The sequence below is a fragment of the Planotetraspora kaengkrachanensis genome, from assembly GCF_016862895.1.
GTDB lineage: Bacteria > Actinomycetota > Actinomycetes > Streptosporangiales > Streptosporangiaceae > Planotetraspora > Planotetraspora kaengkrachanensis.
The window spans coordinates 41,336-58,121 of record NZ_BONV01000019.1 but is presented as its reverse complement, the minus strand read 5'-3'; the positions used below and the strand labels follow the sequence as shown (position 1 = coordinate 58,121).

Annotated in this window: 17 protein-coding genes; 6 read left to right on the top strand and 11 right to left on the bottom strand. The window is 70.4% G+C overall.

The features are described 5' to 3' along the window. Positions 1 to 15: 15 nt before the first annotated feature. From Pka01_RS21710 to Pka01_RS21700, 3 genes are read right to left on the bottom strand one after another with little or no spacing between them, the layout of a single operon-like run. Entirely contained in the window at positions 16 to 1,302 is a 1,287-nt protein-coding gene (locus Pka01_RS21710) for an ABC transporter permease (protein WP_203884664.1), read from the bottom strand. After that, entirely contained in the window at positions 1,299 to 2,039 is a 741-nt protein-coding gene (locus Pka01_RS21705) for an ABC transporter ATP-binding protein (protein ID WP_239115184.1), read from the bottom strand. The genes Pka01_RS21710 and Pka01_RS21705 overlap by 4 nt, the downstream gene beginning before the upstream one ends. Next, positions 2,036 to 3,214: an efflux RND transporter periplasmic adaptor subunit gene (locus Pka01_RS21700; RefSeq protein ID WP_203884663.1), complete on the bottom strand. Its 1,179-nt coding sequence runs from the start codon at positions 3,212 to 3,214 to the stop codon at positions 2,036 to 2,038. The genes Pka01_RS21705 and Pka01_RS21700 overlap by 4 nt, the downstream gene beginning before the upstream one ends. Before the next feature lie 132 nt (positions 3,215 to 3,346). Here Pka01_RS21700 and Pka01_RS21695 point away from each other — a divergent pair, with 132 nt between their 5' ends. Beyond that, complete coding sequence (locus tag Pka01_RS21695) at positions 3,347 to 5,116, top strand: efflux RND transporter periplasmic adaptor subunit (RefSeq protein WP_203884662.1); 1,770 nt, start codon at positions 3,347 to 3,349, stop codon at positions 5,114 to 5,116. 40 nt (positions 5,117 to 5,156) lie between these two features. Here Pka01_RS21695 and Pka01_RS21690 read toward each other — a convergent pair whose 3' ends face one another. The 3 genes from Pka01_RS21690 to lhgD are packed head-to-tail and all read right to left on the bottom strand — an operon-like array spanning position 5,157 to position 8,597. Then, entirely contained in the window at positions 5,157 to 6,677 is a 1,521-nt protein-coding gene (locus Pka01_RS21690) for a HAMP domain-containing sensor histidine kinase (RefSeq protein WP_239115183.1), read from the bottom strand. A gap of 5 nt (positions 6,678 to 6,682) precedes the next feature. After that, positions 6,683 to 7,393: a response regulator transcription factor gene (locus tag Pka01_RS21685; protein ID WP_203884661.1), complete on the bottom strand. Its 711-nt coding sequence runs from the start codon at positions 7,391 to 7,393 to the stop codon at positions 6,683 to 6,685. 13 nt (positions 7,394 to 7,406) lie between these two features. Further along, on the bottom strand, positions 7,407 to 8,597 hold the full coding sequence (gene lhgD / locus Pka01_RS21680) for an L-2-hydroxyglutarate dehydrogenase (protein ID WP_203884660.1): 1,191 nt from the start codon (positions 8,595 to 8,597) through the stop codon (positions 7,407 to 7,409). Between the two features lie 118 nt (positions 8,598 to 8,715). Between lhgD and Pka01_RS21675 the strand changes: the two genes are divergently transcribed. Then, positions 8,716 to 9,105 (top strand): hypothetical protein, encoded by a 390-nt coding sequence (locus Pka01_RS21675; protein ID WP_203884659.1) that lies wholly within the window; start codon positions 8,716 to 8,718, stop codon positions 9,103 to 9,105. Between the two features lie 49 nt (positions 9,106 to 9,154). On the opposite strand, the gene Pka01_RS21670 is transcribed toward Pka01_RS21675, so the two are convergent. Further along, positions 9,155 to 10,231: a hypothetical protein gene (locus Pka01_RS21670; protein ID WP_203884658.1), complete on the bottom strand. Its 1,077-nt coding sequence runs from the start codon at positions 10,229 to 10,231 to the stop codon at positions 9,155 to 9,157. 55 nt (positions 10,232 to 10,286) lie between these two features. Between Pka01_RS21670 and Pka01_RS21665 the strand changes: the two genes are divergently transcribed. After that, positions 10,287 to 11,258, top strand: coding sequence for an aldo/keto reductase (locus Pka01_RS21665; RefSeq protein WP_203884657.1), 972 nt, complete (start codon positions 10,287 to 10,289; stop codon positions 11,256 to 11,258). Between the two features lie 115 nt (positions 11,259 to 11,373). On the opposite strand, the gene thpR is transcribed toward Pka01_RS21665, so the two are convergent. Genes thpR through Pka01_RS21650 form a run of 3 tightly spaced genes read right to left on the bottom strand, consistent with a single transcriptional unit; the run spans position 11,374 to position 13,593 of the window. After that, entirely contained in the window at positions 11,374 to 11,928 is a 555-nt protein-coding gene (thpR, locus tag Pka01_RS21660) for an RNA 2',3'-cyclic phosphodiesterase (protein WP_203884656.1), read from the bottom strand. After that, positions 11,894 to 13,144 carry an MFS transporter gene (locus tag Pka01_RS21655; protein ID WP_203884655.1) on the bottom strand — a complete coding sequence of 417 codons (1,251 nt, stop codon included), beginning with the start codon at positions 13,142 to 13,144 and terminating at the stop codon, positions 11,894 to 11,896. The genes thpR and Pka01_RS21655 overlap by 35 nt, the downstream gene beginning before the upstream one ends. Before the next feature lie 5 nt (positions 13,145 to 13,149). Next, positions 13,150 to 13,593 carry a MarR family winged helix-turn-helix transcriptional regulator gene (locus Pka01_RS21650; RefSeq protein ID WP_203884654.1) on the bottom strand — a complete coding sequence of 148 codons (444 nt, stop codon included), beginning with the start codon at positions 13,591 to 13,593 and terminating at the stop codon, positions 13,150 to 13,152. Between the two features lie 202 nt (positions 13,594 to 13,795). Between Pka01_RS21650 and Pka01_RS21645 the strand changes: the two genes are divergently transcribed. Together Pka01_RS21645 and Pka01_RS21640 are read left to right on the top strand one after the other, a co-directional pair. Beyond that, positions 13,796 to 14,368, top strand: coding sequence for a TetR/AcrR family transcriptional regulator (locus Pka01_RS21645; protein WP_203884653.1), 573 nt, complete (start codon positions 13,796 to 13,798; stop codon positions 14,366 to 14,368). A 29-nt stretch (positions 14,369 to 14,397) separates the two neighbouring features. Next, positions 14,398 to 14,868, top strand: coding sequence for a hypothetical protein (locus tag Pka01_RS21640; RefSeq protein WP_203884652.1), 471 nt, complete (start codon positions 14,398 to 14,400; stop codon positions 14,866 to 14,868). Between the two features lie 108 nt (positions 14,869 to 14,976). Here the strand turns inward: Pka01_RS21640 and Pka01_RS21635 are convergent, their stop codons facing one another. Next, entirely contained in the window at positions 14,977 to 16,440 is a 1,464-nt protein-coding gene (locus tag Pka01_RS21635) for an NCS2 family permease (protein WP_203884651.1), read from the bottom strand. Between the two features lie 110 nt (positions 16,441 to 16,550). On the opposite strand from Pka01_RS21635, the gene Pka01_RS21630 reads away from it, so the two are divergent. Next, positions 16,551 to 16,763 carry a DUF2530 domain-containing protein gene (locus Pka01_RS21630; RefSeq protein WP_203884650.1) on the top strand — a complete coding sequence of 71 codons (213 nt, stop codon included), beginning with the start codon at positions 16,551 to 16,553 and terminating at the stop codon, positions 16,761 to 16,763. The last annotated feature ends 23 nt before the right edge of the window (positions 16,764 to 16,786 follow it).

Below are 16,786 nucleotides of genomic sequence, written 5' to 3'. Positions count from 1 at the left end.
TTCATCTCCTGGCTGTCACTCGAAGCGCAGGGCTTCGATCGGCCGCAGCTTGGCGGCGCGGTTGGCGGGGTAGCTGCCGAAGAACAGGCCGATCGCGACCGAGACCGCGAGCGCCAGCACGATCGACAGCGGCACCAGCACGGGTTTGACCCCGGCGATCGTGAACTGGGCGCCGATCACCGCGATCAGCACGCCCAGTAGGCCGCCGACGAGGCTCAGCACGGTCGCCTCGACGAGGAACTGACCGAGGATCGCCCCGCGGGGCGCGCCGATCGCCTTGCGGATGCCGATCTCCCTGGTCCGCTCGGTGACCGTGACCAGCATGATGTTCGTGATGCCGATGCCGCCCACGAGCAGGCTGATCGCGGCCACGGCGCCGAGCAGCACCGTGAACGTGCCGGTCGCGGCGCTGACCGTCTCCTGCAGCGTCGCCTGGTTGAGGATGCGGAAGTCGGCCGTCGCCGTCCCGGTGATGCCGTGCCGCTGGTTGAGGATGTCGGTGACCTCGGCCTGCGCGGAGTCCACCGCCTCGGCGCTCTTGGCCTGCACCAGGATCTGGCCGAGCGGCCCGAACCCGGTCAGGCTCTGCTGCACCGCGGGCAGCGGCGCGATCGCCACGTCGTCGGCGTCCTGGAAGCCGGACGAGCCGGCCTCCTTCAGCACGCCCACGACCGTGAACGGCACGCCGGACACCACGATCTGCTTGCCCACGGGGTCGACGGCGCCGAACAGTTCCTGGGCCACGGTGTTCCCGATGACCACGACCTTCCTGGCCGCGATCACGTCGTCGTTGTAGAAGTACGTGCCCTTGACCACGGGCTTGTTCGACGCCTCGAAGTAGCTCGGATACGTGCCGACGAGCTGCTGGATCGTGTGGCTCGCCCCCTCGTACGTCGCCGTCTGAGACTGGGCCGTCACGACCGGGGACACGCTCTTGACCGACGGCGCACTCGACGGGTCGGCCAGCGCTCGGGCGTCGTCGACCGTCAGGTCCTTGGCCTGGGTGCGCGGGCCCGAACCCTGCTGCCGCCCGCCGCCCGCACCGCCGCCGAGCGCGCGGGCGAACCCGCCGCCGCCTCCGCCTCCCCCACCGCCGCCCGACGTGGACGGGGAGATGGTCAGCGAGTTGGCGCCCAGCCGCTGGATGTTCTGCTGGATCTGCTGCGAGGACCCCTCGCCGACGGCGACCAGCAGGATCACCGCCGCGACGCCGATCAGGATGCCGAGCGTGGTCAGCGCGCTGCGCAGCTTGTTGGCCGCCAGACCCCGTAGGGCGAAGCGCAGGACCTCGAACGGGTTCACGTCGTCACCTCTGCCAGCCGTGGGGGAAGGCCGCCGACCGGCGACCTGCGGACGTCCTCGACCACCTGGCCGTCCATCAACCGGATGACGCGCTTCGCGTGGGCGGCCACGTCGTCCTCGTGCGTGATCAGCACGATGGTCCGGCCGGTAGCGCTGAGCCCGTCGAAGATCCGCATCACGTCGTCGCTGGACTTGCTGTCCAGGGCTCCGGTCGGCTCGTCGGCCAGCAACAGGGTCGGCGACGTGACCAGCGCGCGGGCGAGTGCGACCCGCTGCTGCTGGCCACCGGACAGCTCGTTGGGCTGATGGCCCACCCGCTCGGCCAGGCCCACCTGGTCAAGCGCCGCCAGCGCCCTCGTGCGCCGCTCCGCCGACTTCACCCCGCCGTACGCCAGTGGCAGCTCCACGTTGGCCAGCGCGCTCATCCGCGGAATCAGGTTGAACGACTGGAAGACGAAGCCGATCTTGCGGTTGCGGACGATCGCCAGGCGCACCTCGTCGAGCACGCCCACATTGGTGCCGTCGAGCAGGTAGCTCCCCGAGGACGGGATGTCGAGGCAGCCGATGATGTTCATCAGCGTCGACTTGCCCGACCCGGAGGCGCCCATGATCGCCACGTAGTCGCCCCGCTCGACCTTCACGGAGACGCCCCGGAGGGCGTGCACCGCGGTCTCGCCCTCGCCGTACACCTTCGCCACGGCCCTGATGTCGAGGACCGGCGCCATCTGCCCGGTCATCCCCGGCCTCCCCGGCCGCCGAAGGCGCCGCCTCCGCCTCCGCCGCCGAACCCGCCGCCGCCGGGGAACTGGAAGCCCCCGCCGGTGCCGGTGGTCGTGGGAAGGGTCCTGACGACCTGGTCGCCCTCCTGAAGCCCGGACTTGATCTCGGTGAGGGTGTCGCCCTTCACGCCGATCTCGACCGGCTTCACGACCTGCTTGCCGTTCTCGAGGACCCTGACGGTGCTGCGGCCGCCCGCGGTGGTGACCGCGGCGTTCGCCACGGCCAGCGCGTCGTCCGCCGTGGCGACGGTGACCTGGACGTTGGCGGTCTGGCCGAGCCGCACGGTCTTCGGCACGTCGCTCAGCGAGATCGTCACGGCGTACTGGACGACGTTGTTGTTGGTCTGCGGTTGCGGGTCGATGACGCTCACCTTGCCGGTCGCGGTCACCCCGGTCAGTGCGTCGAAGGTGACGGTCGCCGCCTGGCCGAGCTTGAGCTTGGTCACGTCGGCCTCGGTGAACTGGCCGACGATCTGCAGGCGCGCCGGATCGGCGATCTCGATGAACCCGCTGCCCGTGCTCGACGTGCCGGAGGCGCTCGACGATCCGCCGCTCGAGGCGCCGGCGCCCGCACCGGACCCGGAACCTCCCGACGAACCGCTGGACGAGGTGCCGCCTCCCGAACCGCCGGACGGGCCGCCCTCCGAGCCGTTCACCGCCACGATGGTCCCGGCGAAGGGTGCCTTGATCTCCGTACCCGCGACGGCCCGCTCGGCCGACCGGTAGGAGTTCCGCGCGCTGATGTACTGCGAGTAGCCCGACGCGGTCGAGGTGTCGCCCGCGTCGGCGGCGTCCAGGGCGGCCTTGGCCGCGTCGAGGCTCTCCTGCGCCGCGGTGTCGTCGAGGCGCGCGAGCACGCGGCCCTTCTTCACCTTGTCGCCCGTCTCGACGGCGATCGACTCGACCGTGCCGCTCGTACCGAAATCGAGAGATCTCGTCCGGGAGCTCGCGACGGAACCGGAGGCCGACACCGTGGACGACACCGTCGCCCGCGTGACACGCGTGGTCAGGGGGGCCGCCTCATTCGATGAGTCGTTTCCCAGGGAGGCCCAGGCCACGCCGACTCCACCGAGCAGCAACACTCCGAGGACGCCGTTGATGATCAGCGCTCTGCGCTTCGTCGACAGCTTCACGACGCTGAACCCTGGCGGATCCCGCTTCGGGCAACCTCGGCCGATGCTGACAGTTTCCTGGAAGTCGCATTTTCAGATAACTCTCAGGCAGGGCCAAGGGAGCGGTGACGTGGCGTCGCGAGGATGGCCGCCATGACACCGAGCATTCCGATCCGCGTCGGGGGACTGGCCCTCGCCGGGGTCGCCATCGCAGGCTTCGCCGTCCTCCGTGTGAGCGACGGGGGCTCCCCCGCGGCCGGGCAGATCTCGCTCGCCGCGGCCAAGCGCGGCACCGTGTCCGCGTACGTCTCCGCCGCGGGCAACACTGTCAACGACGGCGTGAGCGATCTGGGGTTCGGCGCGGCCGGTACGGTGCAGAAGCTCGACGTCAAGGTCGGGGACAAGGTGAAGAAGGGCCGCGTGCTGGCCCGCATCGACGACACGATCGCGCGCGAGGACTACGACGCCGCCAAGGCGTCCCTGGCCGCCGCGCAGGACACCCTCGACAAGATCGAGAGCGGGACGTCGGTGACCTCCACGGGGGGTTCCTCCGGAGGCGTCACGGTCGTTCCGGCCATGGCCCGCACGACCTCCGGCCAGGGTTCGTCGTCGGCCGGGTCGGGACACGGCTCGTCGGGCTCGTCCTCCGGTGGTTCCGGCTCCGGAGGTTCCGTGACGTCCTGCGCGACCACTCCCGCCTCAATGTCGGGGAACGTGGCGACCAGCCAAGGCTGGCTCGCCCTCAACGTGTCCCTGGTGTCGTACGACTCTGACGGTCGCGGACGGGAGCACCCGCCGCTCGCGTCGGCGACGCCCACACCGGACTCCGCCGGCCGTACGACGGGCCACGGGGCGGCAAGCGGTTCCGGAGCGGCGAAGGCCGCCGGCACGTCGTCCGCGAACGCCTCGACCGGCCGGGCGCGGCAGACCTGGACCAAGCACCCGAGCCCGTCGCCCACCCCGACCGTCACTCCGACCGTGACACCGACACCTTCACCGTCACCGACACCGACACCGACCGCGACGCCCACTCCCACTCCGACTCCCACGCACGCGACGCCGACACCGACGCACTCGGCGCCTCCGAGCGCGACCCCCTCGCCGACGTGTACTCCCGGAGGCGGAACGCCCGGGCAGGGCGGGGGCGGCCAGGGCGGACCCGGCGGCGGTCAGGGTGACGGACAGGGTGGCGGCTCCGGCCGGGGCGGCGGCGGTTTCGGCGGCTCGGGGGGCCGCGGTGGCGGCGGTGGCGGTGGGACGCCGATGACCGAGGCGGAGGCCGAGGCGGCCGTCAGCAAGGCGACGTCCGACCTCGCCGACGCCAGGCAGGCGCTCGCGGGAGTGAAGATCAAGGCTCCCGCCGACGGCACGATCCTGTCGGTCGCGGGAACCGTCGGCACGCAGTACACGTCCGGCACCTTCATCACCCTCGGCGACCTCGGCGACCTCCAGATGCAGGCGATGTTCACCCAGTCGGACGTCCAGTCGCTCAAGGTGGGCCAGAAGGCCACGATCACGCTGGCCACCCATCCGGGCGAGGAGTACGACGGCACCGTGGCCCACATCGACCCCACGGCGACGACGAGCGGCAGGCTCGTCCGCTACGGCGTGACGATCTCGTTCGAGGACCGGCCGGCCAACCTGCTGCTCGGGCAGAGCGCGACCGCACAGGTGACCACCGGAACGGCCGACGACGCCCTGTACGTGCCGGCGCAGGCCGTACGGACTCTCGCGGACGGGACGGCGACGGTGACGGTCCGGCAGGCCGGCGGCGGCCAGGTGCAGCGGACGGTGAAGACCGGCATCCGCGGCGACCAGTACGTGGAGATCGTCGACGGGCTCACCGACGGGGACCAGGTCGTCCTGCCGAGCGGATCCTCGGGCGGCGGCTTCCCCGACGAGGGCTTCCCCGAGGTGAGCTGAGACTCCGCTCCGCGAGCGGGCGCCTCCTGTCGGGCGGTCGTCAGCGGGGCGCGTCGGGAGCGGCCGAGACCGCTTCCTCCGCCTCGAACGAGGCCTCATCGAGCAGAGCCTCGCCGGACAGGTCCTCGGCGAGGTCGGCGTCCTCGGAGTCGTCGGGATCCTCGTCGACGTCCAGGGCCTCGGGCGCGAGCGGGAGGACGATGCGGAAGGCCGCACCCTCACCGGGCGCCGTGCGGACGCCGACCTCGCCCCCGTGCGCCCGCACGAGCGAGTCGACGATGGCGAGCCCGAGGCCGCTGCCTCCGGAGGGCCTCGTCCTCGAGGGATCCGCGCGGTAGAAACGCTCGAAGACGCGCGCGGCCTGCTCCGCGGTGAGCCCGGGCCCCTGGTCGGCGACCTCCACGAAGGCCCGCGAGCCCGTCGCCCCGAGCCGGACCGCGATGGAGGTCCCGCCGGGAGTGTGGATGGTCGCGTTGCTCATCAGGTTCCCGACGACCTGCCGCAACCGCACCTCGTCTCCCATGACGATGAGCGCCACGTCACTGTCGACGTCGAGGGTGACGTCCCTGTCGGGGCACAGGATCCTGGTGTCGTGGACGGCGTCCGCGGCCACCGCGAGCAGGTCGACGGGCTCCGACTGGAGCGGGCGCTGCTGGTCGAGCCGGGCGAGCAGTAGCAGGTCCTCGACGAGCAGGCCCATGCGGGCCGCCTCGCTCTCGATCCGCGCCATCAACCGGGTGGCGTCGGCGTCCGGAACCTGGCGGTGGAACTCCGCGAACCCCCTGATGGACGTGAGGGGCGTGCGCAACTCGTGTGAGGCGTCCGCGACGAAGCGCCGCATCCTGGCCTCAGACTCGCGTGCGGACGCCTCCGACGCCGCGCGGGCCTCGAAGGCCGTCTCGATCTGGGCCAGCATGCCGTTCAGAGACCGGGCGAGCCGCCCGACCTCGGTGCGGGGGTCGCGATCCGGGATCCGGCTGCTGAGGCTCCCCTGGGCGATGTCCTCCGCGGTCCGCTCGATCTCCGTCAGCGGACGCAGGCTCCGCCGTACGATCACGACGCCGACGACGGCGAGGACGACCATCACGACGCCGCCGACCAGCAGTTCGATGAGCGCGAGCCGCCCCGTGATCTGGCGTACGGAGGCGAAGTCGACGGCGACGACCACGGTGCCGAGACCGGAGACCGGGACCACCCGGGCACGCCACAGCCCGTCGCCGGACACGGCGGGGACGGTCCGGGGCGTCTGCGAGGTGACGGAGGCCGGGCCGGGCAGGGTCTCGACGGCCATCCCCGCCTGCGCGGCGATCAGCTTGCCCGTAGGGTCGCGGACCTCGACGCGGCCCTCCGGCGGGACCCTGAGCCTGGCCAGGAGCATCGGCCCGCGTTCCAGGCGCAGGACCACGTCCTGGGTGACCATCGCGAGCTGCAGGTCCACCCGGGAGACGAGGTAGTGGCGGAGGGCGGAGACACTGCCCACACCGATGACGGCCATGGCCACGGCGACGAGCGCCAGCATGGCCGCGCTCAGTCGTATCCGCAGCGGCGTGCGCCCTGACACGACGCTCAGGCGGTGGACGGCGGTGTCCGCATCACGTATCCGACTCCTCTGAGGGTGTGGATGAGCCGCGGATTGGCGTTGTCGAGCTTGCGGCGCAACACGGAGACGTAGGACTCGACGATTCCCGCGTCGCCGCGGAAGTCGTAGTCCCAGACGTGATCCAGGATCTGGGCCTTGGACAGCACCCGCCCGGCGTTGGCCATGAAGTACCGCAGCAGCTTGAACTCGGTCGGCGAGAGCGGGACGGCCGCGCCGCCGCGCCACACCTCGTGCGACTCCTCGTCGAGCTCGATGTCGGCGAAGGTCAGCCGGGGAGGCACCGCCGTGGGGTCGCCGCTCGTACGGCGGAGCACGGCCCGGATCCTGGCGACCACCTCTTCGAGACTGAAGGGTTTGGTCACGTAGTCGTCGCCGCCGAGGGTGAGGCCGCGGACCTTGTCCTCGGTCGCGTCCCTGGCGGTGAGGAACACCACTGGGGTGTGCGTTCCGCCGCCGCGCAGCCGGCGCACGATGTCGAAACCGTCCATGTCGGGCAGCATGACGTCGAGAACGATCAGGTCCGGCCGGTGGCGCTGGGCGGCCGAGACCGCCTCGCCTCCGCTGGAGGCGGTGTTGACCTCGAATCCGGCGAACCGCAGGCTCGCGGCCAGCAGTTCAAGGATGTTCGGCTCGTCCTCGACGACGAGCAGCCGTGCTTCGGGAGATGCGTTGACCATGGCATCAAGCACTCTAGGAGTTGGAAGTTAAGGGAGCCGTTAAAGCGATGTGCCGGGCGATGGCCAGACTCGACGTCGCGGCGGGCGACGGGGCGTTCCTGACCAGGACGATCCGCCCGTGCACGTCGATGGAGAAGTCGTCGAGCAGGGCGCCGTCCCTCGCCACCGCCTGGGCCCGGACTCCCCCTCGCGTCTTGACGATGTCGTCCGCGGTGAGCGCGGGCACGTACCGCCGCGCCGCGGCCAGGAACGACCGCTTCGCGAGCGATCCGTACACCTCCCGCACGCCGGTGCGCCAGTGCGTCGCCGCCATGCGCCGGGTGCCCGGCCAGGTCACGATCCGCCGGAGGTCCTTGAGGGAGATCTCGCCCCACGAGTAGCCCTCGAGCGCCAGCGCCAGCACCGCGTTCGGCCCGACCAGCACCTCGCCGTCGATCCTGCGGGTGAGGTGGACGCCGAGGAACGGGTAACGGGGGTCGGGCACGGGATAGATGAGCCCGCGCACCATGGTCTTCGCCGTGTCCGTCAGTTTGTAGTACTCGCCGCGGAAGGGGATGATCCGCACGTCTCCCGGCGCGCCGGCCATCGCCGCCACCCGGTCGGTGCCGAGTCCCGCGCAGGAGATGAGCCGGTCGAAGGTGAAGCGTGACGTTCCCGCCACCACCTCGACCCCCCGGGACGTCTCCCTGATGCCCCGGACGGGATGCGAGAGCCGTACGGAGCCGCCCATGTCCGTCACGTCGGCGGCGAGGCGGCGCGCGATGGCAGGGAAGTCGGTGATGGCGGTGTGCGGCGAGTGGACCGCGCCCACGCCGACGGTGTCCGGCTCGATCTCCCGCAGCCCGAGCGCGTCGACCTCCGCGATGCCCGGCACCCGGTTCTCCCTGGCGCGGTCGGCGATCCTGCGCAGTCCCGCCATCTCGGCACGGGTGGACGCGACGACGAGCTTGCCGACCTCGTCGTAGGGCAGCCTGTGCTCCGCGCAGTACTCCCTGAGCATCGCCATGCCGTCCCGGCAGAGGGTCGCCTTCAGGGAACCGGGGGTGTAGTAGATCCCGGCGTGAACGACGCCGCTGTTACGCCCGGTCTGATGGGCCGCGACGTCGGCTTCCTTGTCCAGCACGGTCACCTCGGCGCCCGAACGCGCCATCTCCCTGGCGACGGCCAGGCCGAGGATTCCCGCACCGATGATTCCAAGCTTCATGTCGCTCCGGCGGACATACGGCTGAATATGGGCACCACGCCCGCCATTGTCCACCAGCCCTCTCGGACTCGTCTGCCACTCATTAGAGATCGAACTGACGTTCGGTAGACTGGTGGCCATGTACGTGCCGCCGGGATGGCCGCAGGAGGTTCGCCCGCCCGACAGTCCCGACTGGGAGACGTCGGCCTCGGCGTGGCTGCTCGACGCGGTGCCGCCGGACTACCGCGCCTACGCGGTGCTGCGCCGCCACCCGGTCGCGCTGGCGCGGATGGCCGCCCACCACGTGCGCGCGTCGATCCAGGCCGCCCGGGAGGGCTATCGCGGCGCCGCCGTGGACCTGAAGGATCACCTGCCTCCGCACGCCGTCGAGGCGGTGCTCAAGGCCTATCGCAGCGAGGGGCCCCGGCTCGTACGGCTCGCGCAGGCCATCGACCTCGTGGAACGGGCGTTGCGGGGCGAGCGGTTCGCCGAGAGGATCCGTCCCGACAGTCACAGGCGACCGATGTGACGCGCTCATGGAGCGTGCCGTGACACCCTCCTCAGCGAGCGGTCCGCCTTCAGCGAGCGGTCCGCCAGGCGATCACGAGGATCACGCCGATCGCTCCCACGGCGACCGCCACCCATAAGACGATCATCGTGGTCGGCACTCCGGAATCGCCCGCCTGTCCGGAGGCCGCGGCCGAACCTCGCGGGGCCGGGGTCGCCGCCGGAGATCGGGTGGCGACCGCGGGCCGCGCCCGGGCCTCCGCCGGCAGCGGCACCTCGTAGACCGGGCTCCGCGCGCCTTCCGAGCCGGTGAGCAGGGCGGTGCCGTCCGGGGTGTAGGTGACGGACTCCGACTGGTTCAGCGGCGGCATGGTGACATGCGCGATCTCGTGATCGGGCGAGCGGAAGACCGTGGCGGAGAAGTACGTCCGGATCACGAAGCTCGAACCGTCGGGGGCGAAGGCGGCGTCGGTGGCCATGATGGGTGCGGACCCGACCCGCCGGAGCACGTTCACCCCGTCGGTCCTGAGCTTGGCCGGCGCCTGGTAGATCGACCCGTCGAACTCCTTGCTGACGACGTACAGCCGGCCGGAACGGGGGTCGACCATCAGGCCCTCGGCGTTGCGGGCGCCGTCCTTGTAGCGGAAGCGGTACCGGGTCGCCTTGAGCGTCGCGTCCGCCAGCGTCCGCGGCTCGACGACCTTGTAGACGGAGATGTCGGACCACGCGCCGTCCAGGTTGTCGCCGATGTCGCCGATCCACAGCACGCCCCGCCCGGTCTTGGGGTCGACGGAGGTCGCCATCGCCTCCCAGTCCCTGGCGACCGCTCCGGCGAGGGTGAACGCGGCCCGCGTCCGGCCGTCGAGGCCAAGTGCGTAGACCGTCGGGGAGCCGCCGCTGTCGTTGTGCGTGTAGACGACGCCCTTGTGCGTCGGCGAGAACGCCAGCCCGCTGGACTCGGCGATGCGCTTGTCCCTGATCGTGAAGAGGGGTTTGTCGTCGTCGGCGAACAGGGGCTTGTCGTCGTCGGCGCGGGCGCTCTGCGGAGGCGGGACGGCGAGGGAGAGGGCGGCGGAGACGGCGAGGACGAACGCCGCCGGCCGAAGCGCCCTCCCGACCCGGTTCACGGCCCCCCGCGAGATCCCCATGCGGCAATCATTCCCGATGCACGGAGCGTCCGCGTCGGTGCCTAGTCTGGGCCGAGTGGAATATCAACAACTTGGACGTACCGGCCTGCAGGTCAGCAGGCTCTGCCTCGGCACGATGAACTTCGGCCCGCAGACCACGGAAGACGACTCCCACGCGATCATGGATCGCGCCCACGAGCTCGGCATCAACTTCTTCGACACCGCGAACTCCTACGGCGGCCAGAAGGGCGAGGGCGTCACCGAGCAGATCATCGGCCGGTGGTTCGCGAAGGGCGGCGGCCGGCGCGAGCGCACCGTCCTCGCGACCAAGGTCTACAGCATCATGGGCGACTGGCCGAACGAGCGCCGGCTGTCCGCGCTGAACATCAGGCGGGCCGCCGACGCCTCCCTGAAGCGCCTGCAGACCGACCACATCGACCTGTACCAGGCCCACCACATCGACAGGTACACGCCGTTCGACGAGTTCTGGGAGGCCATGGAGGTCCTGCGGCAGCAGGGCAAGATCCTTTACGTCGGTTCGTCGAACTTCGCGGGATGGCACCTCGCCAAGGCCCAGGAGACCGCCCGGCGCCGCAACTTCCTCGGCCTGGTCAGCGAGCAGGCGCACTACAACCTGCTCAACCGCCTGCCGGAAATCGAGCTCCTGCCCGCCGCGGAGGACTACGGCATCAGCGTGATCCCGTGGAGCCCCCTCGCGGGCGGCCTGCTCTCCGGTGTGCTGAAGAAGCTCGAGAAGGGGCGGTCCGGCACCGACACCATGCTCGCCGAGGTGGCCAAGCACAAGAGCAAGATCGAGGAGTACGAGGCGTTCTGCGCGGAGATCGGCGCCGATCCCAATGTCGTGGCGCTGTCCTGGCTGCTCTGTCAGCCCGCGGTCGCCGCTCCGATCATCGGTCCGCGCACGATGGCGCAACTCGAGGGAGCGAACCAGGTCATGCACACGGGGATCGACGAAGACACGCTCGCCCGTCTCGACGAGATCTTCCCCGGTCCCGGCCACCCCGCCCCCGAGGCGTACGCCTGGTAGCGCGGGGTCCTGCCTAGGACGTCATCCCAGCAGCGTCCCGACCACCACGATGAGCACGAGCAGCGCGAGCACCGTGGGCAACAACCAGCGACGAGGACGATCCACGGCAAGGAGCCTAGTCGCGACGACCGAGTGAATACGCCTCGACGTGCTCGTAACGGACGCGCGGCCCCAGGTGGCTTCGCATCAGATGTACGGCTTTCGCCTCCCAGGAGCGCCCGCTGAACGTGCTCGTGGCCCGGACGAGCGGCCACAGGTCGACGCCGTCCCGAGAGCGGGCCAGGGTGAGATGGGGATGGAACCGCGTGCGGTCCTTCTCCATCGCCCCGGCCCGGCGGGCCCCCGCGGCGAGCGAGTCGGCCAGCCCCTTCAGGGACGGGCCGTCGCCCAGGCCGGCCCAGAAGACCCTCCCATGAGCGGGAGACGGGAAGGCCCCGGACCCCGCGAACGACAACGTCGCCGGAGGGTGGCGCGAGGCTGCTCTCGCCAGCCGTACGTGCAGGTCGGGCAGCACCCGGTCGGGGACCTCGCCGAGGAAGGCGAGCGTCACGTGCCACAGGGACGGGTCGATCCACCGCAGGCCCGGCCACTCGTCCCGGACGGGGCCGATCGCCGCGGCGACCTCCTCCAGCGCCTCAGACGGCGGTAGCAGCGCCAGGAACAACCTCACGGACCGATTGTTCCCCGGCGGCCGCACGGGCTGCGACGACCCTGGTCAGCAGCAGGGCGAGGCCGGTGCCCACCACGCTCAGCACGCCGGCGGTCAGGACGGCGGCACGCGGGCCTGCCGTCTCGGACAGCCATCCCACGAGCGGCGACCCCACGGGCGCCCCCGCCGTGAACACGAGCACGTAGATGCCCATGACCCGGCCGCGCATGTCGGGCGAAGAACCGAGTTGGACCATGGTGTTCGCGGTGGTGTTGACCGTGATCATGGCCATTCCCGCCGGGACGAGCAGGAGCAGGAAGATCGGGTAGTCGGGGGCGATCCCGGCCGTGATCTGGAAGATCCCGAAGCACACGGATCCGGCGAGCAGGAACCTTCGGCTCTGCTTGACCCGCCGCGCGGCCAGCAGGGCGCCGCCGAGGGCCCCGACGGCGAACGCGCTGGACGCGATGCCGAAGGACGACGCGCCCGCGCCGTACACCTGCCTGGCCATGAGGGCGATGCTGGTCGTGAAGCTCTGCGCGAAGACCGCCATGAAGCCGACGATGAGCAGCGGCAGCAGGAGATCAGGCCGTTCGAAGACGTACCGCACCCCTTCGCGGAGCTGACCCCTGGCCCGGGGAACCGGCTCGGGGCTGCGCAGCTCCGAGCCCCGCATGAGGATCAGCCCGATGATCACGGCGGCGAACGACGCCGCGTTCAGCAGGAAGATCGGGCCGGTGCCCATCCAGTAGATGAACACGCCCGCGGCGGCCGGGCCGACCACCCTGGCCAGGTTGAACGTCGAGCTGTTGAGCGCGATCGCGTTCGGCAGGTCCTTGCGGCCCACCATCTCCACGACGAACGACTGCCGAGTCGGGACCTCGACACAGGAGACCAGGCCGAGGGTGAAGGCCATCACGTAGACGTGCCACACCTGCACGGAGCCCGTCAGGACGAGCACGCCCATGCTCAGCGCGAGCAGGCCCATCAGGGTCTGGGCCACGACCAGCACCCGCCGCTTGGGGTAGCGGTCCGCGAGCATGCCGCCCCACAGGCCGAACAACATCACCGGCAGGAACTGCAGCGCGACGGTCACGCCGAGAGCGGAGCCGCTGCCGCCCGTGAGGTCGAGGACCAGCCAGTCCTGCGCCGTCCGCTGCATCCAGGTGCCGATGTTGGACACCACTCCACCGGCCGCGAACAGCCGGTAGTTGTAGTTGCGCAGCGAGCGGAACATCCCCCCTACATCTGGGAGAGCCTCGCCAGAATCGGAGCCGCCACCCGCAGCGCCGCCCGCTCCTCCGGCGTCAGCTCCTTGAGCTGACGCGCGAGCCAGGCCTCCTTCATCCGGCGCTCCTCCTTGAGCAGCGCCGTCCCCGCCTCCGTCAGGCGGACGGTGACCTGTCTCCGGTCCGTCGGATGGGGCCTGCGTGCCAGCAGACCCCGCTCCTCGAGCTTGGCGATCACTCGGGTCATGGAGGGCGGCTGCACCTTCTCGTGCTCCGCCAGCTCGCCGGGGGTCATCTCGGTGTGGCTCTCGACGGCCGCCAGCGTCGCGAGCTGAGTGGGGGTCAGCGAGTGATGCGCACCCTGCTTGCGCAGCCGGCGGTTCAGGCGCGCGAGCGAAACGCGCAACGCGGACGCGAGGCCGGCGTCGCTTCGGAGATTCTCTGTCTTTGTTAGCATGTCTCATTACCTTTGCTAACTTTATGTCGCCTGCCGATATTCCGCAATTCGCGAGCTCAGAGCCTCGCAGGCACGCGACGGCCCCTGTGTGACAACAACCACGGGACGCCGCCCACCCGGACCCCCCGATCCCGAACCGACGCTTGCACCCCCATTCTAACGCTGTTAGTCTCAACCTAACGATGTTAGAAAGGAATCGTCCATGAGCCCGGCGGCACGTCTCGACACCGAATCGATCCTCCGCGCGGTGTTCGACCTCCTCGACCAGGAGGGCGTCGCCGCGCTGTCGATGCGCACGCTGGCCACGCGGCTCGACGTGAAGGCGGCCTCGCTCTACTACCACGTGCCGAACAAGGCCGCGCTGCTCCAACTGGTGTCCGACCGCGTCGCGTCGCAGGTGCTCGCCGCGCTCACCCCTGAATCGGGGTGGCGTGAGCTGATGACCGGAATGGCGCACTCCCTGCGGGAGGCCCTGGGGGTCCATCCCGGAGCCGCCGCGGTCGTCGCCGTGCGGAACGTGTCGCCGGAGGTGTTCGAACCGGCGGTCCCCCTGGTGCTGGCCTCGATGCACGCCGGCCTGCGCCTCACCGACGAGGAGGCGCTGTTCCTGGTGCAGTCGCTGTTCATCCTCGTGACCGGCCACGCCCTGGCCGAGTTCGGCGAGGTCCCCGAGCCCCCGGCCGCACCCCGGGCGTACTACGACACCTGGTTCGACATCGCCCTTTCCACGTTCCTCGCCGGAGTCCACGCGCGTCACGGCGCCGACGCCGGCTGAACCCACCCTCCCCGAGTAAGGACGCCCCCATGTTCGCCGTCGCGCTCGTCCTGCTGCTCCTGGCCGACGCCTACTTCGTCTTCACCACGCTCGTCGACGTCTTCCCGTTCAACAACGTTCGGGACGCGAAGAGGTCGGAGCAGATCACAGAGGTGGCGATCAACGCGCCGGTCATGCTGGTCCCGGCCGTTCTCCTCGTCGCCGCCGGCGCCGCCGGCCTGCCGGTCCTCGCCTATGCGGGCGCGGGCCTGGAACTGCTCGTCGTCCTCGGCGGCCTGACCCTGTGGTGGCTTCCGTACCTGGCCGGCGTCACGGCCCCCTGGGCGACCGCGGGCACCGGAGAGACCTGGGCCGGCCTGCATGCGCGGACCTACGCCATGACCGTCATCGTGCTCCCCCGCCTGGGGGACCGCCCCCGCCCCAACCTCGAGCACATGATCCTGCACTCGCTCATCCTCGGCGCCGCGATCTGCACGTTCGCCGCCGCCGGCGCGGTGTGACGCGCCCCCTCACGCGGGCCCGCGTCCTGCCTGGACGGCCAGACCCGGCTGCACGGCCAGGTCGTCATGGTGGTGGCCCGCTCCGCCACCACCACGACGGCCTCGACGTCAGCCGATCCCGAGCAGGCTCTTGATCGGCTCCAGCGCGAAGTAGACGACGAAGAGGATCCCCACGAGCCAGAGCAGCGGGTGGACCTCCTTGGCCTTGCCGCGCAGGACCTTGATCACGATGTAGCTGACGAAGCCCGCCCCGATCCCCGCGGTGATCGAGTAGGTGAACGGCATCAGCACGATCGTCAGGAAGGCCGGGATCGCGATCTCGAAGTCGCTGAAGTCGATCTCCTTGATCTGGGTCATCATCAGGAAGCCGACGATCACCAGTGCGGGGGTCGCCGCCTCGAAGGGGACGATGTCGGTCAGCGGCGCGAAGAACATCGCGAGCAGGAAGAGCAGGCCGGTGACCACGCTCGCGAGACCCGTTCGCGCGCCCTCCCCGACGCCGGACGCGGACTCGATGTAGGTGGTGTTCGACGAGACGCTCGCCGCGCCGCCGGCCGCCGCGGCGACGGAGTCGACCAGCAGGATCTCGCGGGTCCGCTCCATGGTGCCGTCGGCGCGGACGAGACCCGCCTGGCGGCCGACGCCCACGATCGTGCCCATGGTGTCGAAGAAGTCGGCGAGCATCAGCGTGAAGACCAGCAGGACCGCCGCGAGCCCGCCGATCTGGGCGAACGCGCCGAACAGGCTGAACTGGCCGATCAGCGACAGGTCGGGGACGTCAATGATCTTGCCGGGCCACTGGGGGATGTTGAGGCTCCACCCGTTCGGCTTCCCTGGCTGACTGCCGAGGTCGCCGATCAGCTCCACCACGAACGCGAAGATCGTCGTCGCGACGATGCCGACGAGGATCGCGCCCTTCGCCTTGCGCGCCACCAGGAACGCCGTCGCCAGCAGGCCCACGACGAAGACCAGCGTCGGCCAGCCGGTCAGCGAGCCGTTGCCGAGCGAGCCGAGCTGCACCGGCACGGTGGTGTGCGCGGCGTCGGGGATGCGCCGCACGAAGCCTGCGTCGACGAAGCCGATGAGCGTGATGAACAGGCCGATCCCGACGCTGATCGCCGTCTTGAGCTGGGCGGGGATGGCGTTGAACACCGCGACCCTGAAACCCGTGACCACCAGGATGGCGATCACGATGCCCTCGAGCACGACCAGGCCCATGGCGTCTTCCCAGGACATCTGGCTCGCGACGCCGAAGGCGAGGAAGGCGTTCAGGCCGAGCCCAGTGGCCAGCGCGAACGGCACCCGGCCGAACACGCCCATCGCGATCGTGACGATTCCGGCCACGAACGCCGTCGCGGCGGCGACCAACGGGAGATTCGGGACGCTGCCGTCACCGAGAAACTGCCCGGCCTTGTCCGCGGCGGTCCCGATGATGAGGGGATTGAGGACCACGATGTAGGCCATCGTGAAAAAGGTGGCGATGCCGCCGCGGATCTCCTGACCCACCGTGGAGCCACGCGCTGAGATGGAAAAATAGCGATCAAGTGCAGTGGAACTGCTGGTTTGGTTCACGCGCGCAGAGTGACAGGATGACACCTTTTACGAAAAGACGGAGTTGTCCTTTTGTGACTAATCTGTCATCCGAGGTCACCCCCGTTCGCCCGATCTCTTAAGCTTGCGGGGTGAACCAGCCGCGCCGACCCGATCCCCAACCCCTCAAGACCAACGACACCAGGACCTTCCTGGTGGGAACGGGGTTGTGGGCGATCGCCCTGGTCGTGCTGCTGATCATCCGGCCCGTGCACACCTGGTCGATCTGGACCTGCGTGGTGGGAATCGGTCTGGGCCTGTTCGGCGTCTACTACGTCCACCGCCGCGACGCCAGGCGCCACTGAGGCGGCGGCCGGGGAGGAGACCC

Coding starts and splice junctions, on each gene's coding strand:
- Pka01_RS21645 (WP_203884653.1), top strand. CDS start 13,796: ATGAGCCCGGCGGCACGTCTCGACACCGAATCGATCCTCCGCGCGGTG.
- Pka01_RS21640 (WP_203884652.1), top strand. CDS start 14,398: ATGTTCGCCGTCGCGCTCGTCCTGCTGCTCCTGGCCGACGCCTACTTC.
- Pka01_RS21675 (WP_203884659.1), top strand. CDS start 8,716: ATGTACGTGCCGCCGGGATGGCCGCAGGAGGTTCGCCCGCCCGACAGT.
- Pka01_RS21655 (WP_203884655.1), bottom strand. CDS start 13,144: ATGTTCCGCTCGCTGCGCAACTACAACTACCGGCTGTTCGCGGCCGGT.
- Pka01_RS21685 (WP_203884661.1), bottom strand. CDS start 7,393: ATGGTCAACGCATCTCCCGAAGCACGGCTGCTCGTCGTCGAGGACGAG.
- Pka01_RS21670 (WP_203884658.1), bottom strand. CDS start 10,231: ATGGGGATCTCGCGGGGGGCCGTGAACCGGGTCGGGAGGGCGCTTCGG.
- lhgD (WP_203884660.1), bottom strand. CDS start 8,597: ATGAAGCTTGGAATCATCGGTGCGGGAATCCTCGGCCTGGCCGTCGCC.
- Pka01_RS21705 (WP_239115184.1), bottom strand. CDS start 2,039: ATGACCGGGCAGATGGCGCCGGTCCTCGACATCAGGGCCGTGGCGAAG.
- Pka01_RS21650 (WP_203884654.1), bottom strand. CDS start 13,593: ATGCTAACAAAGACAGAGAATCTCCGAAGCGACGCCGGCCTCGCGTCC.
- Pka01_RS21695 (WP_203884662.1), top strand. CDS start 3,347: ATGACACCGAGCATTCCGATCCGCGTCGGGGGACTGGCCCTCGCCGGG.